The 25831-nt window shown below is 68.3% G+C and carries 26 protein-coding genes; 15 read left to right on the forward strand and 11 right to left on the reverse strand.

Going from position 1 to position 25831, the window contains the following annotated elements; all coding sequences use genetic code 11:
* Nucleotides 1–53: 53 nt before the first annotated feature.
* On the reverse strand, nucleotides 54–389 hold the full coding sequence (locus AC1DNG_RS14610) for a hypothetical protein (protein ID WP_476873864.1): 336 nt from the start codon (nucleotides 387–389) through the stop codon (nucleotides 54–56).
* A 97-nt stretch (nucleotides 390–486) separates the two neighbouring features.
* On the opposite strand from AC1DNG_RS14610, the gene AC1DNG_RS14615 reads away from it, so the two are divergent.
* From AC1DNG_RS14615 to AC1DNG_RS14650, 8 genes are all read left to right on the forward strand, one after another.
* On the forward strand, nucleotides 487–807 hold the full coding sequence (locus AC1DNG_RS14615) for a DUF6221 family protein (protein WP_230010922.1): 321 nt from the start codon (nucleotides 487–489) through the stop codon (nucleotides 805–807).
* Nucleotides 808–936: 129 nt separating this feature from the next.
* Entirely contained in the window at nucleotides 937–1239 is a 303-nt protein-coding gene (locus AC1DNG_RS14620) for an urease subunit gamma (protein WP_223914842.1), read from the forward strand.
* 8 nt (nucleotides 1240–1247) lie between these two features.
* Nucleotides 1248–1598: an urease subunit beta gene (locus AC1DNG_RS14625; RefSeq protein ID WP_476873865.1), complete on the forward strand. Its 351-nt coding sequence runs from the start codon at nucleotides 1248–1250 to the stop codon at nucleotides 1596–1598.
* Nucleotides 1595–3370 carry an urease subunit alpha gene (gene ureC / locus AC1DNG_RS14630; protein WP_476887645.1) on the forward strand — a complete coding sequence of 592 codons (1776 nt, stop codon included), beginning with the start codon at nucleotides 1595–1597 and terminating at the stop codon, nucleotides 3368–3370. The genes AC1DNG_RS14625 and ureC overlap by 4 nt, the downstream gene beginning before the upstream one ends.
* Before the next feature lie 19 nt (nucleotides 3371–3389).
* Nucleotides 3390–3872, forward strand: a complete 483-nt coding sequence (ureE, locus tag AC1DNG_RS14635; protein ID WP_476873867.1) for an urease accessory protein UreE — start codon at nucleotides 3390–3392, stop codon at nucleotides 3870–3872.
* Between the two features lie 141 nt (nucleotides 3873–4013).
* Entirely contained in the window at nucleotides 4014–4679 is a 666-nt protein-coding gene (locus AC1DNG_RS14640; RefSeq protein ID WP_476873868.1) for an urease accessory protein UreF, read from the forward strand.
* Nucleotides 4680–4713: 34 nt separating this feature from the next.
* Nucleotides 4714–5331 carry an urease accessory protein UreG gene (ureG, locus tag AC1DNG_RS14645; RefSeq protein WP_476859662.1) on the forward strand — a complete coding sequence of 206 codons (618 nt, stop codon included), beginning with the start codon at nucleotides 4714–4716 and terminating at the stop codon, nucleotides 5329–5331.
* A 299-nt stretch (nucleotides 5332–5630) separates the two neighbouring features.
* Nucleotides 5631–6347 (forward strand): urease accessory protein UreD, encoded by a 717-nt coding sequence (locus AC1DNG_RS14650; protein ID WP_476859663.1) that lies wholly within the window; start codon nucleotides 5631–5633, stop codon nucleotides 6345–6347.
* Nucleotides 6348–6415: 68 nt separating this feature from the next.
* Here the strand turns inward: AC1DNG_RS14650 and galK are convergent, their stop codons facing one another.
* The 6 genes from galK to AC1DNG_RS14680 all read right to left on the reverse strand — a co-directional run bounded on the left by galK (nucleotide 6416) and on the right by AC1DNG_RS14680 (nucleotide 14396).
* Nucleotides 6416–7588, reverse strand: coding sequence for a galactokinase (galK, locus tag AC1DNG_RS14655; protein ID WP_476887646.1), 1173 nt, complete (start codon nucleotides 7586–7588; stop codon nucleotides 6416–6418).
* Nucleotides 7585–8721, reverse strand: a complete 1137-nt coding sequence (galT, locus tag AC1DNG_RS14660) for a galactose-1-phosphate uridylyltransferase (RefSeq protein ID WP_476873870.1) — start codon at nucleotides 8719–8721, stop codon at nucleotides 7585–7587. Before galT ends, galK begins: the two co-directional genes overlap by 4 nt.
* A gap of 66 nt (nucleotides 8722–8787) precedes the next feature.
* The gene (locus tag AC1DNG_RS14665; protein ID WP_476887647.1) at nucleotides 8788–10953 is read right to left on the reverse strand and encodes an alpha-galactosidase; all 2166 of its coding nucleotides are present in this window, start codon (nucleotides 10951–10953) and stop codon (nucleotides 8788–8790) included.
* 126 nt (nucleotides 10954–11079) lie between these two features.
* Nucleotides 11080–12423 (reverse strand): ABC transporter substrate-binding protein, encoded by a 1344-nt coding sequence (locus AC1DNG_RS14670; RefSeq protein WP_230008475.1) that lies wholly within the window; start codon nucleotides 12421–12423, stop codon nucleotides 11080–11082.
* A 71-nt stretch (nucleotides 12424–12494) separates the two neighbouring features.
* Nucleotides 12495–13427, reverse strand: coding sequence for a carbohydrate ABC transporter permease (locus AC1DNG_RS14675; protein WP_476856739.1), 933 nt, complete (start codon nucleotides 13425–13427; stop codon nucleotides 12495–12497).
* A 12-nt stretch (nucleotides 13428–13439) separates the two neighbouring features.
* Nucleotides 13440–14396 carry a carbohydrate ABC transporter permease gene (locus AC1DNG_RS14680; protein WP_476856738.1) on the reverse strand — a complete coding sequence of 319 codons (957 nt, stop codon included), beginning with the start codon at nucleotides 14394–14396 and terminating at the stop codon, nucleotides 13440–13442.
* A 171-nt stretch (nucleotides 14397–14567) separates the two neighbouring features.
* Between AC1DNG_RS14680 and AC1DNG_RS14685 the strand changes: the two genes are divergently transcribed.
* Both AC1DNG_RS14685 and AC1DNG_RS14690 read left to right on the forward strand, forming a co-directional pair.
* On the forward strand, nucleotides 14568–15818 hold the full coding sequence (locus AC1DNG_RS14685) for a Gfo/Idh/MocA family protein (RefSeq protein WP_476856737.1): 1251 nt from the start codon (nucleotides 14568–14570) through the stop codon (nucleotides 15816–15818).
* 1 nt (nucleotide 15819) lies between these two features.
* The gene (locus AC1DNG_RS14690) at nucleotides 15820–16893 is read left to right on the forward strand and encodes a LacI family DNA-binding transcriptional regulator (RefSeq protein WP_476856736.1); all 1074 of its coding nucleotides are present in this window, start codon (nucleotides 15820–15822) and stop codon (nucleotides 16891–16893) included.
* An 88-nt stretch (nucleotides 16894–16981) separates the two neighbouring features.
* On the opposite strand, the gene AC1DNG_RS14695 is transcribed toward AC1DNG_RS14690, so the two are convergent.
* The 4 genes from AC1DNG_RS14695 to AC1DNG_RS14710 all read right to left on the reverse strand — a co-directional run bounded on the left by AC1DNG_RS14695 (nucleotide 16982) and on the right by AC1DNG_RS14710 (nucleotide 19369).
* Nucleotides 16982–17371, reverse strand: coding sequence for a hypothetical protein (locus AC1DNG_RS14695; RefSeq protein WP_476856735.1), 390 nt, complete (start codon nucleotides 17369–17371; stop codon nucleotides 16982–16984).
* A gap of 62 nt (nucleotides 17372–17433) precedes the next feature.
* On the reverse strand, nucleotides 17434–18345 hold the full coding sequence (locus AC1DNG_RS14700) for a ribokinase (protein ID WP_230007791.1): 912 nt from the start codon (nucleotides 18343–18345) through the stop codon (nucleotides 17434–17436).
* A complete protein-coding gene (locus AC1DNG_RS14705) occupies nucleotides 18342–18644 on the reverse strand; it encodes a LacI family DNA-binding transcriptional regulator (RefSeq protein ID WP_476856734.1) in 303 nt (100 codons plus the stop codon). Before AC1DNG_RS14705 ends, AC1DNG_RS14700 begins: the two co-directional genes overlap by 4 nt.
* Nucleotides 18645–18676: 32 nt before the next feature.
* A complete protein-coding gene (locus AC1DNG_RS14710; RefSeq protein WP_476887648.1) occupies nucleotides 18677–19369 on the reverse strand; it encodes a GntR family transcriptional regulator in 693 nt (230 codons plus the stop codon).
* 106 nt (nucleotides 19370–19475) lie between these two features.
* Between AC1DNG_RS14710 and AC1DNG_RS14715 the strand changes: the two genes are divergently transcribed.
* The 5 genes from AC1DNG_RS14715 to AC1DNG_RS14735 all read left to right on the forward strand — a co-directional run.
* Nucleotides 19476–20234 carry a LamB/YcsF family protein gene (locus tag AC1DNG_RS14715; protein ID WP_223914816.1) on the forward strand — a complete coding sequence of 253 codons (759 nt, stop codon included), beginning with the start codon at nucleotides 19476–19478 and terminating at the stop codon, nucleotides 20232–20234.
* A gap of 94 nt (nucleotides 20235–20328) precedes the next feature.
* Nucleotides 20329–21669: an MFS transporter gene (locus AC1DNG_RS14720; protein ID WP_476856733.1), complete on the forward strand. Its 1341-nt coding sequence runs from the start codon at nucleotides 20329–20331 to the stop codon at nucleotides 21667–21669.
* A 74-nt stretch (nucleotides 21670–21743) separates the two neighbouring features.
* A complete protein-coding gene (locus tag AC1DNG_RS14725; RefSeq protein ID WP_476887651.1) occupies nucleotides 21744–23504 on the forward strand; it encodes a 5-oxoprolinase subunit B/C family protein in 1761 nt (586 codons plus the stop codon).
* Complete coding sequence (locus tag AC1DNG_RS14730; protein ID WP_476856732.1) at nucleotides 23504–25255, forward strand: acetyl/propionyl/methylcrotonyl-CoA carboxylase subunit alpha; 1752 nt, start codon at nucleotides 23504–23506, stop codon at nucleotides 25253–25255. Before AC1DNG_RS14725 ends, AC1DNG_RS14730 begins: the two co-directional genes overlap by 1 nt.
* A gap of 299 nt (nucleotides 25256–25554) precedes the next feature.
* On the forward strand, nucleotides 25555–25831 hold a 277-nt coding region (locus AC1DNG_RS14735; RefSeq protein ID WP_476856731.1), incomplete at its 3' end, for a hypothetical protein.

The raw sequence follows: 25831 nt of genomic DNA on the forward strand, positions 1-25831 counted from the left end.
TCACGGAACGCCGCCACGAGGCGCCGAACTCCACACGCCAGGGGTGCCGCCCGCTACTTGGCGCAGGCGTCCTGAAGGGCCTTGACGGATTCGGCCGGAACCTGGTCTCCGGAGTCGGCGATCTGGCGCAGCGGGGTGGTGATCTCAGCGGGTGCACCCGCGGCTTCCGCGCTGGTGACAAGACCGCCCAGCAGTTCCTTGTCCTTGGCGCTGACCAGGCCGTTCTTCACGATGGCGCAGGCCTGCTTCTTCACTTCATTGCCGGCCGCCGTCGCAGCCCGTGACGCCCCGTCGTTGACGGCCTTTTCGGCAGCGTCCTGCACTTGCCCACAGCCGGTAAGTCCGATCAAGAAGGCGGCAGCGGCAAGGGCGGCGAGACGTCGTTTCATCCACCCACCCTAACAAGCGCGGCTTGTGCCGGCCTGAGGAAAAAGGGCAAACGCCAGGCCGTAGCCGTGTGGGCACCGGCGCGCATAGGCTCGGTGAGTGGACATCGTCGAGTTCCTGACCGCGCGCATTAGAGAAGACGAAGCCGTCGCCCTAAAGCTGCTCGGCGACCCCACGCTTGCCGTCTCCGGCGAGTGGTATGAACGCCGCCTGCTCCGTGAGTGCGAGGCCAAGCGCCAGCTCATCGGCATCATTGAATCCGCACGCCAGTCCGTGCTGGCCATGTTGGTCAGCCAGGAACCCGCCGAGGCCGGATGGGTGCCGGACGTCATCGAATGGACCACGCTCTCCCTGCACACCCTGGCGCTGCCGTATGCGGACCACCCCGAATTCCAGGCGCACTGGCGGATCACCGGATAGGGCCGTCAGCGGTTAGCTCCTGAGATGATGACGGGTCCCGGAAACCTGCAGGAAATCTCCGCGGCCTACTCTGGTCACACCGCGGCTTCTGCGGTCCGCCAGTCGGCTGGTTCTTGAAGGGATACCGTCATGCACCTCTTGCCCCGTGAGCAGGAAAAGCTCATGATCGTGGTCGCGGCGGATCTCGCCCGCCGCCGCCAGGCACGCGGACTGAAGCTGAACTTCCCCGAGGCCGTCGCGGTGATCAGCTACGAACTGATCGAGGGCGCCCGGGACGGCCGGACCGTTCCGGAGCTCATGAGCTACGGAACCACCATCCTTGGCCGCGACGAAGTGATGGAGGGCGTGCCGGAAATGATCCACGACGTCCAGATCGAAGCAACCTTCCCGGACGGCACCAAGCTCGTCACCGTTCACGACCCGATCCGTTAGGAGCTTCGATGATTCCGGGAGAATACGTGCTCAGTTCCGCGCCGCTGGTCATCAACGCCGGCCGTGAGGCGGTGGACGTCGCGGTGACCAACACCGGAGACCGGCCCGTCCAGGTCGGCTCGCATTATCACTTTGCCGAAGCCAACTCCGCGCTGCAGTTTGACCGGGCGGCCGCCTACGGCCGCCGGCTGGACATCCCGGCCGGCACGGCCGCGCGGTTCGAACCCGGGGACAGCAGGACCGTCCGGCTGATCGAGCTCGCGGGCAGACGGGAAGTGTACGGCCTCAGCAACGCCGTCAACGGCACACTCCGCAAGAGCGGACTCCCTGTTTCCGAAGGGGAAGGTGACGCACAGTGAGTTTCGAGCTATCCCGCAGGCAGTACGCGGACCTCTACGGCCCGACGACGGGCGACGCCATCCGCCTGGCCGACACGGATCTGTTTCTTGAGATCGAGAAGGACCTCACCGCTTACGGCGAGGAAGTGGTGTTCGGCGGCGGCAAGGTGATCCGCGACGGCATGGGCCAGAACGGCCAGGTGACCCGGGTCGGTGACGGTTCCGGAGGTATTGGTTCCGGCGGCGGAGTCCCGGACACCGTGATCACCAACGTCGTGGTGCTGGACTACACCGGCATCTACAAGGCCGACGTCGCGCTCCGGGACGGCCACATCTTCCGGATCGGCAAGGCCGGCAACCCGCAGATCACCGACGGCGTGGACATCGTGATCGGCGCGAGCACCGAGATCATTGCGGGTGAGCGGAAAATCCTGACCGCCGGCGGGGTGGACTCGCACATCCACTTCATCTCCCCGGACCAGGTCCCTGCCGCCCTGTGCAGCGGCGTGACCACGATGGTCGGCGGCGGCACCGGTCCCGCCGAAGGCACCAAGGCCACCACGGTCACCCCCGGAAAATGGCACATCCAGCGGATGCTGCAGGCCGCCGAAGGGCTGCCCATCAACATCGGCCTGTTCGGCAAGGGCCACGCGTCCGCCGTCGAACCCCTGGCCGAGCAGATCCGCGCCGGCGCGATCGGGCTGAAAGTCCATGAGGACTGGGGCTCCACCACGTCCTCGATCGACACGTCGCTGCAGGTAGCGGACCAGTACGACGTCCAGGTGGCCATCCACACCGACACCCTGAACGAGTGCGGCTTCGTGGAGGACACCATCCGGGCCATCGACGGCCGCGTGATCCACACCTTCCACACCGAAGGCGCCGGCGGCGGCCACGCCCCGGACATCATCAAGATCGCCGGGCTGCCCAACGTCCTGCCGGCGTCCACCAACCCCACCCTGCCGTACACGCGCAACACCATCGAAGAGCACCTGGACATGCTCATGGTCTGCCACCATCTGAACCCGGACATCCCGGAGGACGTGGCATTCGCGGACTCCCGCATCCGCGCCGAGACCATCGCCGCCGAGGACGTCCTGCAGGACCTGGGCATCTTCGCGATCACGTCCTCGGACTCGCAGGCCATGGGCCGGGTGGGCGAGGTGGTCATCCGCACCTGGCAGGTGGCGGACAAGATGAAGCGGCAGCGCGGCGTACTGAAGGATCCTGCCGGCGGCAGCCACGGGGCCGCGTCAGGCCTGGGCGCCCAGAGCGACAACTTCCGGCTCAAGCGTTACGTGGCGAAATACACCATCAACCCGGCCATCGCGCAGGGCATGGCGGATTCCATCGGCTCGGTGGAGGTGGGAAAGTTCGCGGACCTGGTGCTCTGGGATCCCGCGTTCTTCGGAGTGAAGCCGGACCTTGTGCTCAAGGGCGGCCAGATCGCGTACGCCCTCATGGGTGACGCCAACGCCTCCATTCCCACCCCGCAGCCGCGCACCATGCGGCCGATGTTCGCCGCCTATGGCAAGGCGCTGCAGCAGTCCTCCATCACCTTCCTCTCCCAGGCCGCCATCGACGCCGGGGTCCCGGCCGAGCTCGGACTGGAGAAGGTCATCCGGCCGGTGTCCGGAATCAGGAACCTCACCAAGGCGGACCTCAAGTACAACGGCGCCACCCCTGATATCGAGGTGGACCCGGAAACGTATCAGGTGAGCGTCGACGGCGAGGACGTCACCTGCGAGCCCTCAGACGTGCTGCCCATGGCGCAGCGCTACTTCCTTTTCTAGGCTTCCAGAGGAGATCACCATGATCATCGAAAAGGTCCTCGGCAACACCCACGACCTCCCTCCCGGTCCGGACCCCTACCTTGGGCTCCACCGCGAGAAGGTGGTGCTGCCCAGCGCCCAGCTGGTCAAACGCATCCAGCGCGTCACCACCGACCACGGGAAGGAACTCGGCATCCGCCTCCCCGCCGGTTCCGGGGACCTTCGCGACGGCGACATCCTGCACGTGGCCGGCACCAACATGATCGTGGTGTCAGTCCTGCCCACCGACGTCCTGGTGATCGCCCCGCGCTCCATCCACGAGATGGGGGTGGTGGCCCACTCCCTAGGCAACCGGCACCTGCAGGCCCAGTTCTTCGACGCTTCCTCGGAGTACGGGGCGGAGGTGATGGTCTGCCAGTACGACCACACCGTGGAGGACTATCTCAAACACGTCGGAGCGCCCTACAACCGCCAGGAGCGCGTGATGCCCGTACCCTTCCGCCATGCCGAACACTCGCACTAGCCTCTGCCGTTGTGGCTGGGGCGCCGTGGGCGCTGCGGCGGGTGATAGGGGTCGTGCCCGCTTCGCGGTGCCCGCCACGCCGCGACCCCTATCACCCGCCTTCGCAGGTTCGACTGCTTGCCTTGCGTCGCGGAGCCCGTTATGACTTACCAGCTTGCGTTGCAGCAGCTGACGGATTCTGCTCTGCCTACCGGGGCGTTTGCTCACTCGCTGGGGTTTGAGACGTATGTGGAGCGCGGGCTGGTGCACGACGAGGAGTCCTTTGGGGTGTGGCTGGCGGCGTTCATTTCACAGCAGCTGACGTACTCGGACGCCCTGGCAATCCGGTTCCTCTATGAGGACGTTCCGGTTGCCGAACTGGATGCGTTGTTGACCGCCCAGTTGTTGCCCCGGCAGTTGCGCGAGGCCAGTACCAAAATGGGCGGGCGTCTGCTGGAGATCGGCGCCGAGATCTTTCCGTCCGCAGATCTGGCGGAGTACCGGGAGCTGGTGGGTTCCGGCCGTGTCGCCGGGCATCAGCCGCTGGCGTTCGCCGTCGTCGCACGGTCCCTGAACGTACCGCTCCCGGAGGCCCTCGCCGCTTATCTTTTCGCCGCGGTGACGTCCTTGACGCAGAACGCCGTCCGGGCGATCCCCCTGGGGCAGAACTCCGGCCAGCGGATCCTGCGGAAGGCGGCCGACGGCGTAGCTGCCGCCGCCGAGCGCTCCAGTCACCTCACGCCTGACGACTTTGGGGCCGTCAGCCCCGGGCTGGAAATTTCGCAAATGCGGCACGAACGCCAGCGCGCCCGCATGTTCATGAGTTAACCGAGCTACACACGAAATATGTCTGGAGAAGAATATGTCTGAGCCCGTCAAAATCGGCATCGGCGGCCCGGTGGGTGCCGGCAAGACCCAGCTCGTGGAGCGGCTCACCCGTCATATGAGCCGGGAGATCTCCATGGCGGCCATCACCAACGATATCTACACAATCGAGGACGCCAAGATTCTCGCCGCCAATGGGATCCTGCCGATCGACCGGATCATCGGCGTCGAAACCGGCGGCTGCCCGCACACGGCCATCCGCGAAGACACGTCCATGAATACGGCCGCCATCGAGGAGCTGAAGAAGCGGCACCCTGACCTGCAGGTGATCTTCGTGGAATCCGGCGGCGACAACCTCTCCGCAACGTTCAGCCCCGAACTGGTGGACTTTTCCATCTACATAATCGACGTGGCCCAGGGTGAGAAGATCCCGCGCAAGGCCGGCCAGGGCATGATCAAGTCCGATCTGTTCATCATCAACAAGACCGACCTCGCCCCCCACGTCGGCGCGGACCTGGCCGTCATGGAGCGGGACTCCAAGGAATTCCGGGGCGAGAGGCCGTTCTGCTTCACGAACCTCAAGACCGACGAAGGGCTGGACCGCGTCATCGACTGGGTGCGGCGGGACGTCCTGATGCTCGACCTGGCGTCGTGACGGCGATTGTGCGGAGTCCGGCGGCTTCGCCGGATTTGGGGCCGTGCCCGTCCCCAGCCGCTCCCGACTCTCGCAAGCTCGAGTCGGGACCCTCGCGGCAGTGGGCCCCCCGCGGTGCCCGCCACGCCGCGGCCCCAAAATCCGGCCTCGCCGCCTCAGCGGTTAAGTCGCCGATGGGGGAGCTGGAACTCGTCGTCGAAAATCGGGACGGACGTTCTGTTGCCACGCATCAGTTCCATCGGGGGGCTTTGAGGGTTTTGCGGCCGCATTACTTGGATGGCAGCGGGCAGGTTTGTTATGTGCTCGTCAATCCTGGCGGTGCCTATCTGGGCGCTGACCTGTATGTGATTGACGTGGAGGTGGCCGATGAGGCTAAGCTGCTGCTCGCCACGCAGTCGGCCACCAAGATCTACCGGACTCCGGGATCCTTTGCCGAACAGCGGATGCGGCTGCGGCTCGGGGAGGGGGCCCGGCTGGAGCTCGCCCCGGATCAGGTGATCGCCTACCGGGAGGCCAGCTACCGGCAGAATACGCACGTGACGGTGCGGCCGTCGTCGAGCCTCATCATGGCCGAAATTGTGACCCCGGGGTGGTCGCCGGACGGGGCCTCGTTCCGGTACGAGGAGCTGCGGTTGCGGACCGAGATCCGGGTCGAGTCGGAGGCGTCCGTCGGGGAGGCGGGCGGGCTGCTGGCCCTGGACAACGTGCTCATCCGGCCGCCCCTGGGCGATGTGACGGGCCTGGCGTTCATGGAGGGCTTCAGCCATCTGGGGTCGCTGATCGTGGTGGACCCGCGGGTGGACCAAGCCCTTGCCGACGAACTCCACGAGATCACGGCCGGGCTCGGCGCCCATACCGGCATCTCGCTCACCGCCGCCGTGCTGGGAACGGCCGGGCTGGTGCTGAGGTCGCTCTCGAACAGCACGGAGGAACTGAGGTGTGTTCTGGGAGCCGCCACCGCCCTGCTGCGCAAGCGCTGGTACGGCCAGGATCCGCTGGATCTGAGGAAGTACTGATGGCCGGGACCCAGCAGAGGACTGCGCTCCGCCGGCTTCGGGCGCTGACCACCCGGCCGGCGGCCTGATCACAGCCGGCGCGCCCCCTCTGCCGGCAGGACGGCGAAGACATCGGGTGCCTGCAGCCCGCGGGCGGCGAAGCCGGCCAGGACCGCGGACCGGACCTGATCGGCGTCGTCCACTGGAACCAGGGCGATGGCGGAGCCGCCGAACCCGCCGCCGGTCATCCGGGCCCCGATGGCCCCGTTGGCGCGTGCGGTGTCAACGGCCAGGTTCAGTTCCGGGCAGGAGATTTCGAAGTCGTCCCGCATGGAGCGGTGGCTGGCGTCCAGCAGGTCTCCGATTGCCAGCGGCCCATGGGACGTGAGCCATTCCGCGGTCCGGGCGACCCGTTCGTTCTCGGTGACAATGTGCCGGACCCGGCGGAACGTCACGTCGTCGAGGACGCGCCCGGCCCGCGGCAGATCGGCGGCGTCAAGGTCGCGAAGGGCGCCGACGCCCAGGGCCCGGGCGCCGCGGACGCAGGAGGACCGGCGTTCGGCGTACCCGCCGGTGGCGTGGGCGTGCGAGACCTTGGTGTCGATCACCAGGCAGAGAAGCCCGGATTCCTCCAGGCCGAGCGGCACCGGGCGGGAGCTGAGGTCGCGGCAGTCCAGGTAGACCGCGCAGTCCCGGGTGCCGAGCATCGACGCGGACTGATCCATGATCCCGGTGGGGGCGCCGACGACGTTGTTTTCGGCCCGCCGCCCGATGTCCGCCAGTTCGGCCCGGCCCAGGCCCGCTCCGGTGAGGTCGGAGAGGGCCAACGCGACGGCGCATTCCAGGGCGGCGGAGGAGGACAGCCCGGCGCCGACCGGGACATCGGAGGTCACGTACAGGTCAAAGCCCGGCACCGTGATGCCGGCACGTTCCAGCTCCCACGCCACTCCGGCCGGGTACGCGGACCAGCCGGCCGCCTGGTCCGGGGCGAAGGCATCGAGATCGAATTCGACCGGGTCAGCGGCCGCGAACGCCGAGGCCAGCCGCACGGTGCGGTCCGCCCGGGCCGACACGGCCACGGTGGTGGTGCGGTTGATGGCGAACGGCAGGACAAGGCCGTCGTTGTAGTCCGTGTGCTCGCCGATCAGGTTGACCCGTCCCGGAGCCTGCCACACGCCGTCGGCGTCATGGCCGAAGTGGCCGGCAAAGGCGCGGGTCACCGCGTCCGCCAGGGCCGTTCCTGCGGTGTCGGTGGTGGTCATGCCGTTCCTTTCCTGGCGTCCCGGAGCCGGGCCGCAACCTCTTCGGGAGTCGTGTCGTTGATGAAGGCGCCCATGGCGGCCTCGGAGCCGGCCAGGAACTTGAGTTTGTCCGCGGCCCGCCGGGGGGAGGTGAGCTGCAGGTGCAGGTACCCGGACCGGCGCAGCACCGGGTCAAGGGGGGCCTGGTGCCAGGCGCTGATATACGGCGTCGGGCTGCCGTAGAGCCTGTCGAGGCGGCCCAGCAGGTCCGGATACAGGACGGCGAGCTCGTCACGCTCGGCGCCGGTCAGCGCGGCGAGGTCCGGAACCTGGCGGTGCGGGACCAGATGGATTTCCAGCGGCCAGCGCGCCGCGAACGGCACGTAGGCGCTGAAGAATTCGCCCTCGAGCACGATCCGGGCGCCGTCGGCACGTTCGCTCGCCAAAATCGCCCCGGTCAGGGTGGCCGTCCCGCCCGCCGCCTCATGGAACTGCCGGGCGGCCGCGGCCATCACCGCGGTCCTCGGCGTGACGTAGGGGTAGGCGTAGATCTGGCCGTGCGGATGGTGCAGTGTCACGCCGATGTCCTGGCCGCGGTTCTCGAAACAGAACACCTGCGCCACGCCGGGCAGCGCGCTCAGGGCCTCGGTGCGGTGCGCCCAGGCGTCGATCACGGTGCGCACCCGCCGGGTGCTGAGGGCGGCGAACGTCCCGGTGTGCTCGGGCGTGAAGGCTACGACCTCGCACCGGCCGCCGGCGGTCCCGCGGGTACCCCAGCCCGGCGCTGCCGGGGCGGCGGTGAGATCCGGGCCGAGTGAGGGGAAGCGGTTTTCAAACACGGCGACGTCGTAATCCGCCGGGATCTCCGAGGGCCGCGCGTCAGTGCTCGGGCACAGCGGGCACTCGTCCGCCGGCGGAAGATGCGTCCTGTGTTGCCGGTGCGCGGCGACCGCCACCCATTCCCCGGTCAGCGCGTCGTACCGGATTTCCCCGGACGGGCCGCGCTCCGGAAGGTCGCGGCGGTCCCTCGACGGGCGCTGCAGGGGATGGGAAGTGTCGTCGAAATACAGGAGTTCGCGCCCGTCGGCGAGTCGCGTACTGGTCACCGCGGACACCGACGCCGGGGCGTCGCTGCGGCTGATGATGCTGGTCATGGGGTTCCTTCGAAAGTGAGGGGACGTGCGGTGCCCGACCCGGAAGCAGGGGGCGGGACCGGACAGTCAGAGGGCCTGGACGTGGAGGAGCAGGGCGTGCTCCGGGTTCAGGACCGGCAGGGGCAGGCCGACGTGCTGCAGGAAGGCGCCGGTGGCAACGGCCCCGTCTTCCAGCCAGGCCGGCGGCCGGATCTGGGTAAAGGTGTGCGCGTAGTCGCCGTCGAGAAGGGTAGGCAGTTCGGCCCGGACGCGGTAGTTCCGCTTCGGGTCAAGGCCCGGCAGTGAGGCCAGTCCGGGAACCTCAGCCGGGGCGGAGGCCAGGGACACGGCGGCGAACAGGGCCTCGCCGGCGTCGTGCGCAACTACACCGTGGACGCTCAGGGTGGGCTCGGCGGTGTCAGCGTTGACGCGCTTGCCGGAGTGAAGCAGTGCGCGGTGGCGCTTGTAGAGCGCGATGGCGCGGCGCAGCGTGGCCCGTTCCTCGTCCGTGGCTGCGCGGATGTCCCACTCCATGCCGAAATGGCCAAAGAGGGCCGTGATGGCGCGGAAGGAGATGTCGTGGGTGCGGGCCGTGGTGTGCGAGGTGGTGGGGCCGATGTGTGATCCGACGAGTTCGGGGGGGAGGACGGCCTGGGTCCAGCGCTGGATGGTCTGGCGCTCCAGGGCATCGTTGCAGTCCGAGGCCCACACCCGGTCGGTTCGCTGCAGGATGCCGAGATCCACGCGGGCCCCGCCGGAGGAGCAGCTTTCAATCTCCACGTCAGGGTGGGCTGCCTTGAGCGCGTCGAAGAGACGGTACGCGGCCAGCGTCTGCTCGTGGACGGACGGCCGGCCGCCGCGGCCGTGCTCGGTGAGGTCGCGGTTCTGGTCCCATTTGAGGTAGGCGATGTTGTTCTCGCGCAACAGGGCATCGAGGCGGCCGTAGATGTACTGCCAGGCCTCCGGGTTGGCGAGGTCCAGGACGTGCTGATGGCGCCAGGCGTGCGGAAGCCGGCCGCCGTCCTTGTGGGAAAGCAGCGACGGGCCCACGATCCAGTCCGGGTGCTCGCGCGCGACGTCGGAGTCCAGGTTGACCATCTCCGGCTCCACCCACAGCCCAAACTCCATGCCGTGGCCGGTGACCGCGTCGATCAGCGGCGTGAGGCCCTCGGGCCACATGCCCTCGTCGACGTACCAGTCGCCAAGGCCCGCGTGATCATCGCGGCGGCCGCGGAACCAGCCGTCGTCGAGGACGAAGCGTTCCACGCCGAGGCCGGCGGCCGCTTCGGCGAGTTCGAGCAGGGGCTCGAGGCGGTGGTCGAAGTAGACGGCCTCCCAGGTGTTCAGCACCACCGGGCGGACCCGGCCGGAGGTGGTGTCCACATGCTGCGGCCGGGCACGGAACCAGTGGTAGAAGGCCTCGGTGATGCCGTCCAGGCCGCGGCCGGAGTAGGCGGCATAGAGCGACGGCGTCCGGTAGCTGCCGCCGGGGCGCAGCACCACTTCGGCGGAGCCGAGCAGCTCGGCGGCACCAAGCATGCGCCGGCCGTCCGCGAGGCTGTCGAGGTACTGCTCGTGGTTGCCGCTCCAGCCCAGGTGCGTGGCCCAGACCTGGCCTGTGCGGTTGGCGAAGCCGGCGGTCCCGGCTGCCACCAGCAGGGACGAGTCGTGGCCGGTCCGGCCGTGCCGGCCGGTGCGGACCCAGGTGCCCTGCTGGACGGCGTGCCGCTGCGGGTGGTTTTCGCGGCACCAGCGTCCGGTGAGGTCGAGCAGTTCCGTGGCGTCCCGCGGCACCGGCAGCACCGTGGCGAGTTCGTCGAGCTGGTATTCGGCAGTGCCGCTGTTGGTCAGCGTGTGAGCCAGCTCCAGGAGGCCGCCGGGGTGCAGGGTGAGTTCGGAACTGACCTCCAGCCCGGCCTCGGAGTCCAGGTGGATGATCACCACCGTGCGCCCGCCGTCCTGCACTTGGGCGGCAACCACCCGCAGGGCCGGCGAGAAGTCCAGGCCGGGGCCGCCGGCGGCGTTCCGGTGCCCGCGCAGGCCCGGCCGCCCGGCCCAGCCGGAGGAGGCCTGAGGGAGCAGTCCGGCGGTGACGGGGATGTCGAGGGCGGAGTGCTGGACGGCCCCGTGGAGGATCGCCAGATCGGGGAGGTTCTCCCCGAGGTCGGCGCCCCAATGGACGATCTCGGCCTCGCCGGAGTCGAAGGCCAGCAGGACGCTGGTGCCGGCAGAACGCAGGTGCACGGGGTGCATGGGGATTCGCTTTCAGTAGTGCGGAAGTCAGGTGCTGGTGCGCGGGATCCCGGGTTGGGGACCCCGCGCACCGGGCGCCGCCGTTGCGGGCGGCTGTGGCTTCAGGGGCTTACTTGTTGAACAGGCTTACTTGTTGAAAAGTGAGTTGACCTGCTCGTTGGCCTGCGAGAGGGAGCTGGCCGGCTGCTTGCCGGAGAGGACGGCGTCCATAGCCGGCTTCATGATGCCGTCTACCTTGGCCGCCTTGTCCGCGATCGGGAACAGGAACGTGGTTCCTTCCTTGACGTGGGTGGTGAAGGCGGAGACGTCGGTGCCCTTGGCCTTGAACGCTTCGGCTGCCTTCTCGGAGGAGCTGGTGAGAGCCGGGAACACGACGGCCTTGGAAGCTACGACGTCCTGGCAGGCGGTGGAAGCGAGGTATTCAACCCACTTGGTGGCTGCTGCGGGCTTCTTGGTGCCGGCCCAGATGGAGTCGGCCAGGCCGTTGAACATGCTTGCACGCTTGCCGTCCGGCCCTGTCGGGGTGGGTGCGAAGCCGGTCTGGATACCCTTGTATCCGGTGTACTGGCCGATCAGCCAGTCGCCCGAGGTGTTGATGGCGGCCTTGCCGGCGCCGAAGTTGTCCGACATGCTGGCGCCTACCGTGGTTTCAAGCTTGGGCATGTAGCCCTTGTCCGCCAGGCCGGCCCACCAGGCAATGGTCTCCTGGAACTTGGGGTCGTCGTAGTTGAACTTGGTGCCCCAGGGGTTCTTGTCGGTGTGGGTCCAGCCGGTGGTGGCGCTGAGGAAGCTCCACTGCGTCTGGCCCTGGCCCGAGCCGGAGGACTCCAGGCCGAGGCCGTAGACGGCCACGTTGTTCTTGTCGAAGCCGGCCTCGTCGCCGCGCTTGCCGCGCTTGTCCACGGTCAGGTGGGCGATGGCTTTTTCGTAGCTGCCGCCGTCCTGCGGGTTCCAGTCCAGGGTAGCCATCTGCTCGGCGGTGAGACCGGCGGAGTCGGTCATGGCCTTGTTGTAGAAGAGGCCTACAGTGTCCCAGTCCTTGGGCAGCCCGTAGCGCTTCCCGTCCTGGCCGACCCAGAGCTCGGCCAGGCCCTTGGTGTAGCTGTCCAGCTTGATGCCGTCCTTGGCCACGGCGTCATCGAGGGCCAGGAGCTGCTTCTTCGCCGCGTACTCGGGGTACTTGGAGAGGTGGTCGGTGAAGACATCCGGCGCCGTGCCGGCAATGAAGCCGTTGGTCAGGGTGGTCCAGTAGTCGTCCCAGCCGCGCTGGGTGATCTTGACCTTGATATCCGGGTTGGCCTTGGTGAAATCGTCGGCGCACTGCTGGTAGGCCGGGAGCTGGTTGGCGTCCCAGAGCCAGTAGTTGATCTCCCCCTTGGCTTCGGAGGATGCCGGGGCGGACCCGCCGCAGGCGGAGAGGGAGATGGCGATGGCTGCAGCGGCAGCGACGGCGCCGAGGGTCTTCTTCATGGTGGACCTTTCATGGAAGTGCTTCTTTGAGGGGAATGTTTGTTAACGGGGCACTGCGTGTTGGGCCGGGGTTACTTGATGCCGGAGAAGCCGATGGAGTTGACCACCCGCTTGCCGAAGGCGATGAAGAGCAGGAGGACGGGCAGGGCCGCGATCAGGGTGGCGGCCATCAGGCCGGACCAGTCGGGGGCGCCCTGCGGGGACTGGGACTTGAAGACGCCCAGGCCCACGGTGAGGACGCGGACGCTTTCGTCCTGGCCCACCAGCAGCGGCCAGAAGTACTCGTTCCATTGGCCGATGAAGGTCAGCAGCGCAAGGGTGGCCAGGGGGGCCGCGGCGTTCGGGAGCACGATCTGGAAGAAGATCCGCACGTGCTTGGCGCCGTCGAGCATGGCGGCCTCTTCCACCTCGCGGGACATGGAGAGGAAGAACTGGCGCAGGAAGAAGATGGCGAAGGGGGTCATGAACAGGAACGGCAGGGCCAGACCGGCGAAGGTATTGAGCAGGCCGAGGTTCTTGATCATCAGGAAGTTGGGCAGGGCTGTGAAGATCGGCGGGACCATCATGGTGGCCAGGAACAGGCCGAACACCACGTTCCGGCCCGGCCAGCGGAGCCGGGAGAAGGCGTAGGCGGCCATCGCGCTGAAGAAGACCTGCCCGGCGGTGGTGACGGTGGCGAAGATGACGGAGTTCCGCAGGTACAGCCAGAAGTTGATGGCGGCGCCGGAGCCTCCCTCGGCGATTGCTTCCTCGGGGCTCTGCAGCCCCAGGACCCGCTTGAAGGCGCCGAGGCTGAAATCGGCCGGCAGGAGGTTGCTGGCATTCGAGGCCAGGGAGGCGTTGCTGGACAGTGCGGTGCGGAGCATCCAGAGGAACGGCGCGATCGTCACGGCGACGGCAATGGCGACGAGGGTCCAGGCGCCGACGCGGCGCCAGTTGACCGGCTTCCTGGGAGCGGGAGCGGAGGTGGCGGGCTTCTTGCGGGAAGGGGCGAGGGTAGTCATGGCTGGGGTTCCTTAGTCCAGATCCGATTCGTTGCCCTTGAGGAACTTCATCTGGACGAAGGCCACGAGAGCGAGAATGACGAAGAGAATGACGGACAGGGCCGAGGCGTAGCCGAAGTCGGATTCACCGAAGGCCTTCTGGTAGATGTACATCTGGATGACGCGGGAGGCATTGATCGGGCCGCCGCCCGTGGTCACTGCCACGGTGTCGAAGACCTGGAAGGAGCCGATGACGGTGACCACCAGGACCAACACCAGCACCGGGCGCAGGAGCGGCATCGTGATGCTCCAGAAGGTCCGGGTCGGGGAGGCGCCGTCGAGCGAGGCGACCTCGTACACGTGGTTGGGGATGGACTGCAGGCCGGCGAAGATCAGCAGGGCGGTGTAGCCCATGTGCCGCCAGACATTGACGCCGGCGATGGTGGGGATGGCCCATTGCTCGCTGCCGAAGAAGGCGATGCGCGGCAGGCCCAGCCAGTTGATGACCTCGTTGACGATTCCCAGCTGGTAGTCGAGCATCCAGAACCAGAGCAGCGCGACGATCACGTTCGCCACCAGGAAGGGCAGCAGCAGGGCGCCGCGGATTAGCGTGGACTTGGCGACGTTGTGCATCAGCAGGGCAAGTCCGAGCGCGATGACGGTCTGGAAGCCGATGTTCAGTGCCACGTACTGGACCGTCACGGCCATGGCGTTCCAGAAGAGATCGTCCGCGAAGATCGCGGTGTAGTTTTTGGTGCCGATCCAGGTGGGATCGCCCAAAACGCTGTACTCGGTGAAGCTGAGGTAGACGCCGCGGATGCTCGGCACCAGGTAGAAGGCAACGAAGCCGAGCAAGGCCGGGGCGATGAAGAGAAGGGCGACCCTCAGGTCGCTGCGGGTTCGGCGCCGGCCGCGGGGGGCAGCATTGCCCGTTCCCGTGCCGGGCGCCTTGCGGGCCGGAACGGCTCCGCGGGCAGTTGTGGTGGTCATTGATGGGTCCTCCGCAGTTACGTGGATGCTGTGACGTGGATTACAACTGAGGCCTGAATCTACACGAGTAACTTTCTTATGCGCAAGCGTTTCTTTTATGTTTCCGGGAGGAATCTTTCTGCTCATCTTCTGCTATTGACTCGAGTAGAAACTGGTGTAAAACTTGCGTGCATGACTTTCTCACTAGGCATTGTCGGCGCCGGACAGTTCGCAGGCGCCTTCGCCAAACTCTTCGACGCCCATCCCGCGATTTCAGAAGTCCATGTCACGGACGTCCTGCCGGAACGGGCCGAGGCCCTCCGGGAGCGGCTCGGCCTGGCGGGGACCTATCCCAGCTTTGAGGCCATGCTCGACGGCGGCCTCGACGCCGTGGCGATCTTCACCCAGCGCTGGACGCACGGGCCGCTGGTGCTGCAGGCGCTCCGGGCGGGCAAGCATGTGTATTCGGCAGTGCCGATGGCCATCAGCGAGGACGAGATCGCCCGGATCATCGAGGCTGTCCGGGAGACGGGCCTGACCTACATGATGGGCGAGACAAGCTACTACAACCCCGCCACCGTCTATGCCCGCAAGCGCAAGGCTGAAGGCGCCTTTGGCCGCATCTTCTACGCCGAGGGCGACTACGTCCACGACATGGATCTCGGCTTCTACGAGGCCTACCAGTACAGCGGCGGGGAGGACTGGAAACGCACCGCCAGCTACCCGCCCATGCTGTATCCGACTCACTCCACCGGCGGGGTACTGGGCGCAATCGGCGGCCATGCCGTCAGCGTCAGCTGCATTGGCGTCTCCGACGAGCGCGGCGACGGCGTGTTCGATAAGGATGTCAGCATGTTCGGCAACGACTTCTCCAATGCCACCGCGCTGTTCGAACTCTCAACCGGCGGGTCCATGCGCATCAACGAGATGCGCCGCGTCGGCTACCCCTCCCACCTGCGCGAAAGCCGCTTCCGGTACTTCGGCACGGACGCCAGCTTCGAGCAGCTGGCCACGGTCAGTGTGTGGCAGGACAAGGAGTCCGTGACCGACGTCAGCGCGGAACTGGCCACCGGGGCCACGCTGGCTGCCGACGATCCTTCGCTGGCCAGTGTCGCACCGGCACTGCGGGACGCCTTCAGCTCCGGAATGGCACCCGTGCATGACGCCGGCCGGCTTCCGGCCGAGTTCCGCGGACTTCACAACGGGCACGAGGGCAGCCACCACTTCCTGGTGGACGACTTTGCCACGGCCGTCGACACGGGAACGCTCCCGCCCGTCAACGCCTGGGAAGCCGCCCGCTACACGCTGCCGGGGATCGTGGCGCACGAGTCCGCCCTCCGCGGCGGGGAGCGGTTGCCCGTGCCGGACCACGGCGACGCCCCCGTCCTGCTGCCTGCGCTGGGAACCAACGAGGAAGGCTTAGCCGGGGAACTCCGGCGGTAGCATGGTCACTGTGCCACACTCGCCCGCCTCCGCCAGGCCCACGATCACCCGAAAAGACGTGGCCAGGCTGGCGGGCGTCAGCACCGCCGTCGTCAGCTATGTGGTGAACGGCGGCCCCAAGCGGGTCTCCCCGGTGACCGCTGCGAAAGTCCGCGAGGCCATCAGCGCCCTGGGGTACCGTCCGAACGCCGCGGCGAGGGCACTGAAACTTGGCTCCAGCGAGATGCTCGGCATGGTGGTCCCGGACACCACCAACCCCTTCTTCGCCACTTTGGCCCGCGCCGTGGAGGAAGCCGCGGCGGCGCGCGGCTATGCCCTGCTGCTGGCGAACTCGGGCGGATCGGCGGCCAATGAGCGGCGCCAGGTCAGGAACCTCGCGAGCCGCCGCGTTGACGGGGTCTTCCTCTCCAGCGTGCTGTTCGAACCCGACCTGACCGAGCTGGAGCATTCGGAGATCCCCGCCGTGCTGCTCAACCACAGCACCGAGGTGCCGGGCTTCAACTCGGTCGGCGTGGAGCTGCTGGAAGGCTCCCGGCGTGCCGTCGAGCACCTGGTGGGCCACGGCCACCGCAACATCGCACTGGTCATGGGCATGAACGCCGGCAATGATCTCGATGCCCGCGAGGTCGGGTGGCAGCAGGGGCTCGCGGAGGCCGGCCTCCCGGAAGGACCCATTCTGCGCTGTGACTTCGACCGGCAGGGCGGCTACCGGGCCGGGCAGCGGCTGCTCGCGGCCGCGGACCGACCCACCGCCGTGTTCGTCAGTTCCGACCTGCAGGCCGTCGGCCTGCTGCGCGCCGTGTCCGAGGCCGGGCTGCGGGTCCCCGAGGACCTGGCGGTCTTCTCCTTCGACGGCTCGGCTGAGGCGGAGTTCAGCTGGCCGCCGTTGAGCACGGTCGCGCAGCCCGTCCAGGCCATGGCCGAGGCCGCCGTCGAAGCGCTCATTGGCTTTGACGGCGTGTCTCCCACCCGGAACAGGATCTTCCCCGTGGACCTGGTCCTGCGCGCGTCCTGCGGCTGCGCGCCGGTGCCTGCCGCGCCCGGGCCCGCCGCGCCGGTTGCGGCCGGAAAGTAGCACGGGATACTTCAGACTGCTGCGACCGGGGCCGGCCTCCAAGAGGCCGGCCCCGGTCGGACGTTTATTGCGGGTCTTTGCTGTGCGGCTACCGGGCAGCCGATGGCGCCGTCTGGTCCTCCGCGGCGGCGGCCGGCTCGCCGGCGATGATGGCGTCCACTTCAGCCTTTTCCTTGGCGCCCCAGGTTTCGCGGGTGTTCAGCACGCCGATCAGGCCAATGACACCCACCAGGACGTACAGCGAGGCGCCGCTGGCCCACCCGAAGATGGAGGCCAGGAGCACGGCGAGGAAGGGCGCGAATCCGGAAATGGAGGCGGCGACCTGGTATCCGATGGAGGCGCCGGACGTCCTGGTGTTGGTCCGGAACAGCTCCGCGAACCAGGCGCCCTGCGTGCCGGTAAAGGTCGCGTGGATGATGCCGATGCCGATCACGAACGCCAGCACGATCAGGAACGGGTTGCCCGAGTGCGTTTTCATGGGTCTCCTTCGTATGGGACTTAGTGCGGGACGTTCAGGCGGGGTGCTGCGGGGTTTGGCGGCTATGCCGGTACTTCATCGCGCCATGGAATCGATTCCATAGCGCCGGGGCGCGTCACGGCGATAGCGGAGGCATGGGTGGCGTGGAGCATTGCCGCAGGCATCTCGCGGTCGCTGCCGGCGAGGGATGCGGCGAGGTAGCCCACGAACGTGTCGCCGGCTCCGGTGGTGTCCCTGGCGTCCACTTTCGTTGCCGGCACGTGCACGGGACTGCCGTCGACGACGGTGAAGGATCCTTCCGCGCCGGCGGTGCACACGATGGCGGGCCCCAGGACGGGCGGGAGCGACATGACCAGGTCCCGGTGGTTTCCTTGGATTCCGGCCAGGCCGGTGAGGGCCGCGAGAACCTGGATTTCCTGTTCGTTCACCACCAGGAGGTCGACGTCGTCGAGCAGCGCCTCGATCTGCCGGGGGGCCGGCGCGGCGTTGAGGATGACGAATGCCCCGCGATTCTTCGCGGTCCGCGCGGCCTGCCGGACCAGCGCCGTCGGGATTTCCAGCTGCAGGACCAGGACGTCGCCGGGCTGGACGCCGGCGAGTCCCGCTTCGACGTCGGCGGCGGTAAGCCCGGCGTTCGCGCCCGGACTCACGATGATCTGGTTTTCGTCCTGGTCATCGACCGCGATGACCGCCGTTCCGGTGGCGGCGGTGCCGCTGACCCGAACGTGGCCGGCATCGATGCCGGCCTCGGCGAGGACCTCAAGAATCCGCCGGCCATGGGCGTCGTCGCCGACGGCGCCGGTGAACCTCACCGCGGCGCCGGCCCGGGCGGCCGCGACGGCCTGGTTGCCGCCCTTGCCCCCGGGGCTGTACGTTGCGTCCGAGCCCCGGACGGTTTCGCCCGCCCGGGGCAGGGCGCTGACGCGGATGTTCTGGTCGATATTGAGGCTTCCGACCACAAAAACCGTGCTCATTGGACCTGCTCCTTCGGTGGTGCGGGACGGTGCCCGAAGCCGCAGTACATAGGGGCGGAATTGAGGGGCGCTGCCGTCACGATGACGTTGGTCCTGGTGGAACGGAGCGCGCGCGCCTGGGCGTTGGGGCGGAAGTCCAGCTGGGTGACGGTGGCGGCCACCCTCTGGCGGGACTCGGCGGAGGTTGCCGGGTTTCCGGAGAGCACCCTGGACGCCGTGGCGGGGGAGGCGCCGGCCAGTGCCGCCACGTCCTTGATGTGATGGATGTTCCTATCACTGCTGCCGCCTTTCGCGCTCAAACCAATTCATGGAATCGATTCCATGGAATCGTTCACTCGCCGTGGACGGCGGCCTGGCGCTCCTCGGACCGGTTCAAATAGGCCAGCAGCAGCGCGCCGGCTTGGTCCAGGTCTCCGGCTTCCAGGGCTGTGCAGATTTCCTCGTTGTCCGGCAGGTAGCCCCGGTAGAAGTGCGCGTCCACGGTGGCCTTGTGGAAGAACAGCCGCATCTCGGCCAGCACTTGGGACATGATCGTGTCCAGCCGCCGGCTGCCCGCCAGGGCCACGATCGCGCCATGGAAATGCTGGTTGGCGCTGCCCAGGCCCTCCTCGTCATTGGCGGCGGCGGCGGCTTTGCTCTCTTCAACGGCAGCGCGGACCGCGGCCACGCGCTCCGGGCTCCCGCCGCCGCGGATCGCACTGACTTCAATGGCGCGGCGCACGGTGTAGACGTCGTGGATGTCGCCGGCCTCGAGTCTGGCCACGAAGACGCCGCGGTTGGGGTGCCGGACCACCAGGCGCTCGGCCGCCAGCTCGGCGAAGGCCTCGCGGACCGTGTTGCGGGAGACGCCCAGGTCTTCGGCGATGGTCGACTCCGTGAGCCGGGCTCCCGGCAGGAGCAGGCCCTCCGCCAGTTGCAGGCGCAGCTCGGCCGCCACCCGGTCCGCCACGGATGGGACGGCCACGCGCAGTCGCGCCGCGGCTGCGCCCAGGGCAGAGCCGGCAGCTGCATCGGGAGTGGTCATAGTGCCGAATCTACACGATTGTCCCAATGTTGAATCGTCGGATTGTTGAACAATCCGAGAAATTGATGCATCCTAGTAGGGGGCTATCATGAGACGAGGATCACAAATGGCAACCATTGACCTGAACAGCGACGTTGGCGAGTCCTTCGGCCGCTGGACCCTGGGCGACGACTCGGCGATGTTCCGCTCGGTCTCCAGCGCCAACGTGGCGTGCGGATTCCATGCGGGCGACCCCAGCGTCATCCGCCGGACCTGCCGCGAGGCGGTTGCCGCCGGCGTCGTGATCGGCGCCCACGTCGGCTACCGCGATCTCGCTGGCTTCGGCCGCCGCTTCCTGGACATCGACCCGATCGAACTGGCCGACGACGTCGTCTACCAGATCGGTGCGCTGCAGGCGCTGGCTGCCGTCGAGGGCGGCACGGTCAAGTACGTCAAGCCGCACGGCGGCCTCTACAATGCGATCGTCTCGCACACCGGCCAGGCGAAGGCCGTCGTCGACGCCGTGAAATCCGTTGACCCGAACCTGCCCATCCTGGGCCTGCCGGGCTCGGAAGTGCTGCGCCTGGCCGAGGCCGCCGGCCTCCGCGCGGTGACCGAAGCCTTCGCGGACCGGGCCTACAACCCGGACGGCACCCTCGTGTCCCGTACGCTTCCCGGAGCCGTGCTGGAGGACCCCGCTCTCGTCACTGAGCATGTCCTCCGGATGGCCACCGATTCCGCCATCCGCACCATCGACGGCTCCATCCTGAAAATCCGCGCCGAAAGCATCTGCGTGCACGGTGACTCCCCGGGGGCCGTCGCCATGGCCGCTGCCGTCCGCGAAGCGCTCAACGCCGCAGACATCACCACCGCCGCCTTCGTCTAGGCCGCAGCTTCACGCTTCACACCCCGGTTCTGCCGGGACCACCCGCACCTAAACCCAAGCAACAGGCAGCACCCCGCACACCTGGAGGAAAACCATGACTGCAGCACCGCATCAGGCCACCCCGGCCGCCGGCAAGAGGAGGATCCCGCCTGGTGCCCTCAAGGCCTATGTCGCGAGCCTCACCGGCACTTCGCTGGAGTACTACGACTTCGCGATCTACTCCGTGGCCTCGGCCCTCGTGTTCCCCAAGGTCTTCTTCCCGGGTAACGACGAATACGTCGGGCTGCTGCTGTCCTTCTCGACCTTTGCGGTTGGCTACCTCGCCCGTCCCATCGGCGGCGTGATCTTCGGCCGGCTCGGTGACAAGATCGGCCGCAAGCAGGTCCTCGTGACCACCCTGCTGCTGATCGGCATCGCTACGGTGGTGATCGGCGCGCTCCCGGGCTACGCCACCATCGGTATAGCCGCACCCATCATCCTCGTGTTGCTGCGCCTGGCGCAGGGCATCGGCGTCGGCGGCGAGTGGGGCGGGGCCGTGCTGCTCTCGAGCGAATTCGGCGACGCGAAGCGGCGCGGCTTCTGGTCTTCCGCCGCGCAGATTGGCCCGCCCGCCGGCAACCTGATGGCCAACGGCGTTCTGGCCGTGCTCGCCGCGACGCTCAGCAACGAAGAGTTCCTCTCCTGGGGCTGGCGCGTGGCCTTCCTCGCCTCGGCGGTGTTGGTGGGCTTCGGCCTGCTGATCCGGCTGAAGCTCGAGGAAACTCCCGTCTTCAAGGCCATCCAGGCCCACGGCGAACAGCCCAAGGCCCCCATCAAGGAGGTCTTCACCAAGGAGCCGCGCGCCCTCGTCTCGGCCGCCCTGTCCCGCATCAGCCCGGACGTGCTGTACTCCCTGCTCACCGTCTTTATGGCCGTGTACGCCACCAAGGAACTGGGCATGAGCACCAGCAACGTACTGACCGCCATCCTGATCGGCTCAGCCTTCCAACTGTTCCTGATCCCGGCGGCGGGCGCCCTCACGGACCGCGTCAACCGCCGCCTCGTATACGGCATCGCCGCCGTCGGAACCGCTGTCTACATTCCGCTGTTCTTCGTCATGATTCAGGACAAGTCGGTCCTCACGCTGACCATCGGAATCGTGATCGGGCTGGCCTTCCACGCCTTCATGTATGGCCCGCAGGCGGCTTACATCACCGAACAGTTCCCGGCGCGGCTGCGCTACGCCGGCAGTTCGCTGGCTTACACCCTGGCCGGCGTGGTCGGCGGCGCCATCGCACCGCTGGTCTTCACTGCCCTCTTCGCTGTCAGCGGCAACTGGTTCCTGATCGCCGGCTACCTCGCGGTCGCCTCCATCGTGACCGTGATCGGGCTGGCCATCGGGCGCAACCCGCATACCGACGAGGAGGAGCGGCTCCTGCAGGAAGCCCGCGCCTGAGCGGCGCGGATCTTCTTCGGCGGATCCTGTCCGCCGGCATGATTTCACCGGCACAATGATTGAGGCAACTCGTGATTGAGACAGCAGGGGAACCCCTGAAGGTACAAGCCGCCGCAGCAGGCGAAACCGCAGTTCACAAGGTCCGCTCCGTGCGGGCCGTGGGGACGCGCGCGGTCCTCGCTGAGCTCTCCGGCACCCAGGACGTGCTCGCCCTGCAGGCGCTGCTCCTCGAGAAACCGCTGCCGGGCCAGCAGGACATCCTGGCCGCGGCCGAGACCGTCCTGGTCAAGGCCGAATCCCCGGCCTCGGCCCGGCGCATCGCCGCCCGCCTGATGCAGCTCGACCTCACCGCACCCGTCCAACGCGACGGCGAGCTGGTGGTCATTGACACCGTGTACGACGGCGAGGACCTCGCCGAAGTCGGACGGCTCACCGGCCTGGGAACCGACGGCGTGATCGCCGCCCACTCCGGGCAGATCTGGACCGTGGCCTTCGCCGGCTTCGCCCCAGGATTCGGGTACATGGTCGGGGAGAACCAGCAGCTGGAAGTGCCGCGCCGCAGCTCGCCCCGCACCGCAGTTCCCGCGGGCTCCGTGGCGCTGGCCGGCAACTACTCGGCCGTGTACCCGCGCCGTTCCCCGGGCGGCTGGCAGCTGATCGGGCGCACCAACGCCAAGATGTGGGACTTGGACCGGGAGCCGCCCGCCCTGGCCGCCCCCGGCCACCGGGTGCAGTTCCGTCCGGTCCGGGATGCACTCGCCCTAGCGGCCGAGCCGGCCCCCGAGCCAGCCACCGAGCCAGCTGTCGAGCCGGCCGCGGTGCCTGCGGCCGAGGGCACCGCGCCGGAACCGGTTGCCGGGCAGGACGTCATGGCCGGGATCCGGATCGTTTCACCGGGCCTTCAGAGCCTGATCCAGGACCTCGGCCGGGACGGCCACTCCGGCCTGGGCGTCTCCGCCGCCGGCGCGCTGGACCGGGCCTCGTTGCGCCGGGCCAACCGCCTCGTCGGCAACGCCACCGGCGCAGCCGGCATCGAGACCGTCGCGGGCGGACTCAAGGTCCAGGCCGTGGGGGACCAGGTCCTCGCCGTCGCCGGGGCGCCGTCGGAACTGAGCATCGCGTCCGCACCGGACGACGCCGGCGATACGTGGCAGCGCACCGTGCCGGTGGCCACTCCCTTCGCGCTGCTCGACGGCGAAACGCTCAGCATCGGTGCGCCGCACAGCGGCTTCCGCAGCTACCTCGCGGTCCGCGGCGGGCTGGATGCCGCCCCGGTACTGGGCAGCCGCTCCACGGACACCATGTCCGGGATCGGTCCTGCGCCCCTGGCCGCCGGGCAGCAACTGGGCGCCGGCGGAGAAGCCGAGACCGGCGTCGTCGGAAATCCCGAACTGCAGCCGGACTACCCGGGCACCGGGGTGACCGTCCTCGACGTCGTCCCCGGCCCCCGCGCCGACTGGTTCGATCAGGCGGCACTGGATTCCTTCACCGCCCAGGACTGGGCCGTGCTGCCACAGTCCAACCGCGTCGGCATGCGGCTGGACGGTACGCCGCTGCAGCGCAGCCGCCAGGGCGAACTGCCCAGCGAAGGCACCGTCGCCGGAGCCCTGCAGGTCCCGCCGGAGGGCCTGCCCGTGCTCTTCCTGGCCGACCATCCGATCACCGGCGGCTACCCGGTGATCGCCGTGGTGGTCGACTCCCAGCTGGACCTCGCCGCCCAGGTCCCGATCGGCGGCAGGATCCGCTTCCGCTGGGCCGAATCCGCCACCACCGAACACACCACCGAACACGGCACTACTGAACACGCCACCACCACAGAAGAAGCGAGTAACTGATGCGCAAGGTCCTGATCGCCAACCGTGGAGAAATCGCGGTCCGCATAGCCCGGGCCTGCGACGACGCGCAGCTGGCGTCCGTCGCTGTCTACGCCGACATCGACGCCGACGCCCTGCACGTCTCGGCCGCGGATGAGGCCTTCAGCCTGGACGGCAACTCGCCCGCGGACACGTACCTGAACATCCCCAAGCTCCTCGCCGTGGCGGCCCAGTCCGGTGCGGACGCCGTCCACCCCGGCTACGGCTTCCTCTCCGAAAACGCCGACTTTGCCCAGGCCGTCCTCGACGCCGGGCTGACCTGGATCGGTCCGACCCCGGACGCGATCCGGCTGCTCGGGAACAAGATCACGGCCCGCGACGCGGCCGTCCGGGCCGGCGCACCCCTGGTGGCCGGCAGCGACGGTCCCGTCGACACGGCGGCCGAGGCCCGCGCCTTCGCCGAAGAGCATGGCCTGCCGATCGCCATCAAGGCCGCCTTCGGCGGCGGTGGCCGCGGCATGAAAGTGGTCCGGATCATCGACGAGGTCGAGGAAGCCTTCGACTCCGCCGTCCGCGAAGCCGTTGCCGCCTTCGGCCGGGGCGAGTGCTTCGTGGAGCGCTACCTGGACCGTCCGCGCCACGTCGAGGCGCAGGTCCTGGCGGACGCGCACGGCAACGTCGTGGTCGTCGGAACCCGTGACTGCTCCCTGCAGCGCCGGCACCAGAAGCTCCTCGAAGAGGCCCCCGCGCCGTTCCTGACCGACGAGCAGACCACGCTGATCTACGACGCCGCCAAGGCCGTCTGCCGGGAAGCGGGCTACTCCGGCGCCGGCACGGTGGAATTCCTCGTCGCGGCGGACGGCACCGTGGCCTTCCTGGAGGTCAACACCCGGCTCCAGGTGGAGCACCCGATCACCGAGGAAACCACGGGGATCGACCTCGTCCAGGAACAGTTCCGGATCGCCGCGGGGGAGCCGCTGCGCCTGGCCGAAGACCCGGCACCGCACGGACACGCCTTCGAATTCCGGCTTAACGCCGAGGACGTGGGCCGCGGCTTCCTGCCCTCGCCCGGCACCATCGGCGAATTCGCCGGTCCCACCGGCCCGGGCATCCGCCTCGACACCGGCGTCCGCTCCGGGTCCTTCGTCGCGCCGCAGTTCGATTCCCTGCTCGCGAAGCTGATCGTCACCGGCGCGGACCGCCAGCAGGCCCTGCGCCGTGCCCGCCGGGCCCTCGCCGAAATGCGGATCACCGGCGTCGCCACCGTGCTACCGTTCCACCGGGCCGTGCTGGAATCCCCGGACTTCACCTCCGAGGACGGCCTCGGCATCCACACCCGCTGGATCGAAACCGACTTCGCGGACAGCATCCCTGCCGATCCCGACTACAGCACTACCGCGCCCGACGGCGAACGCCGCACCATCACCGTCGACGTGGACGGCAGGCGCCTCGCCGTCGGCCTTCCGGCCGATCTGCTCGACGCCTGGGCCCGCTCGGGCAGCTCAGCGCCCGCCGGAGTGTCGGTAGCGTCCGACGGCGGTGCCGCCGCCGCTGGCGACCCGGGGGAGCTGCGTGCGGACATGGCAGGGACAGTCGTGAAATGGCTCGTCGAGCCGGGAGCCGAAGTATCGGCCGGGGACCCGGTGGTGGTCCTTGAGGCCATGAAGATGGAAACCCAGGTCTCCGCGCACCGGGACGGCACCGTCACCGACGTCCGCACCAAAGCGGGCGGGGTTGTCACGGTCGGCGCGGTGCTCGCGCTGATCGGGTAGCAGCCTCGGGCGGAATGCCGCCGACGACACCAGGCACGTCGCCGGCGCGCTGATCGTCCCGCGGACCGGTCGACGCCGAAGTGGCGGCGGCCGGGCCGGGGAGTAGACCTTGACGGGGCGCGCTTATGTGGTAGCTTCGCGAGAAGTATCCGCGGTCTGCTGTCCCGGGGCCATGTTTTGGGGGAATCATGGCTGCTTTGAGTGCGCAATTTCGGCGGCGGACCGCCTGTCTGGCTGCCGCGTTGGGTGTCTTGCTTGCAGCATCAGCGGTGGCCGCGCCAGCGGCGAAGGCAAACGACGTGCTGACGTCCCCTGTCGCGGTGGCCGAGACGTACGCGAAGCCGACCGTGCCGGGTGCTTTGGTCCCGGTCACGCCCTTCCGGGCACTGGACACGCGGACTTCTGCTGCAGTGCGCCCGGACGGGACCGTGTCCTTCCAGGCCGGCGGGGCCCACGGGATTCCGGCGAAGGTTTCCGCCGTGACCTTCAACCTCACCGTCACCGAGCCACGGTTGATCGGGTTTATCACCGCCTACGCCTCCGGGACACAGCGGCCCGGTTCGTCCAACGTGAACT

The sequence above is a fragment of the Arthrobacter sp. 01T425 genome (genome assembly GCF_056398725.1).

What these genes read in the sequence shown, in the direction of transcription:
- AC1DNG_RS14685 (WP_476856737.1), top strand. Translation starts at nt 14,568, where the DNA reads ATGACTTTCTCACTAGGCATTGTCGGCGCCGGACAGTTCGCAGGCGCC.
- AC1DNG_RS14720 (WP_476856733.1), top strand. Translation starts at nt 20,329, where the DNA reads ATGACTGCAGCACCGCATCAGGCCACCCCGGCCGCCGGCAAGAGGAGG.
- AC1DNG_RS14670 (WP_230008475.1), bottom strand. Translation starts at nt 12,423, where the DNA reads ATGAAGAAGACCCTCGGCGCCGTCGCTGCCGCTGCAGCCATCGCCATC.
- ureE (WP_476873867.1), top strand. Translation starts at nt 3,390, where the DNA reads ATGATCATCGAAAAGGTCCTCGGCAACACCCACGACCTCCCTCCCGGT.
- AC1DNG_RS14625 (WP_476873865.1), top strand. Translation starts at nt 1,248, where the DNA reads ATGATTCCGGGAGAATACGTGCTCAGTTCCGCGCCGCTGGTCATCAAC.
- AC1DNG_RS14715 (WP_223914816.1), top strand. Translation starts at nt 19,476, where the DNA reads ATGGCAACCATTGACCTGAACAGCGACGTTGGCGAGTCCTTCGGCCGC.
- AC1DNG_RS14700 (WP_230007791.1), bottom strand. Translation starts at nt 18,345, where the DNA reads ATGAGCACGGTTTTTGTGGTCGGAAGCCTCAATATCGACCAGAACATC.
- AC1DNG_RS14665 (WP_476887647.1), bottom strand. Translation starts at nt 10,953, where the DNA reads ATGCACCCCGTGCACCTGCGTTCTGCCGGCACCAGCGTCCTGCTGGCC.
- ureG (WP_476859662.1), top strand. Translation starts at nt 4,714, where the DNA reads ATGTCTGAGCCCGTCAAAATCGGCATCGGCGGCCCGGTGGGTGCCGGC.
- AC1DNG_RS14610 (WP_476873864.1), bottom strand. Translation starts at nt 389, where the DNA reads ATGAAACGACGTCTCGCCGCCCTTGCCGCTGCCGCCTTCTTGATCGGA.
- AC1DNG_RS14690 (WP_476856736.1), top strand. Translation starts at nt 15,820, where the DNA reads ATGGTCACTGTGCCACACTCGCCCGCCTCCGCCAGGCCCACGATCACC.
- AC1DNG_RS14620 (WP_223914842.1), top strand. Translation starts at nt 937, where the DNA reads ATGCACCTCTTGCCCCGTGAGCAGGAAAAGCTCATGATCGTGGTCGCG.
- AC1DNG_RS14640 (WP_476873868.1), top strand. Translation starts at nt 4,014, where the DNA reads ATGACTTACCAGCTTGCGTTGCAGCAGCTGACGGATTCTGCTCTGCCT.
- AC1DNG_RS14710 (WP_476887648.1), bottom strand. Translation starts at nt 19,369, where the DNA reads ATGACCACTCCCGATGCAGCTGCCGGCTCTGCCCTGGGCGCAGCCGCG.
- galK (WP_476887646.1), bottom strand. Translation starts at nt 7,588, where the DNA reads ATGACCACCACCGACACCGCAGGAACGGCCCTGGCGGACGCGGTGACC.
- AC1DNG_RS14730 (WP_476856732.1), top strand. Translation starts at nt 23,504, where the DNA reads ATGCGCAAGGTCCTGATCGCCAACCGTGGAGAAATCGCGGTCCGCATA.
- galT (WP_476873870.1), bottom strand. Translation starts at nt 8,721, where the DNA reads ATGACCAGCATCATCAGCCGCAGCGACGCCCCGGCGTCGGTGTCCGCG.
- AC1DNG_RS14695 (WP_476856735.1), bottom strand. Translation starts at nt 17,371, where the DNA reads ATGAAAACGCACTCGGGCAACCCGTTCCTGATCGTGCTGGCGTTCGTG.
- AC1DNG_RS14675 (WP_476856739.1), bottom strand. Translation starts at nt 13,427, where the DNA reads ATGACTACCCTCGCCCCTTCCCGCAAGAAGCCCGCCACCTCCGCTCCC.
- AC1DNG_RS14680 (WP_476856738.1), bottom strand. Translation starts at nt 14,396, where the DNA reads ATGACCACCACAACTGCCCGCGGAGCCGTTCCGGCCCGCAAGGCGCCC.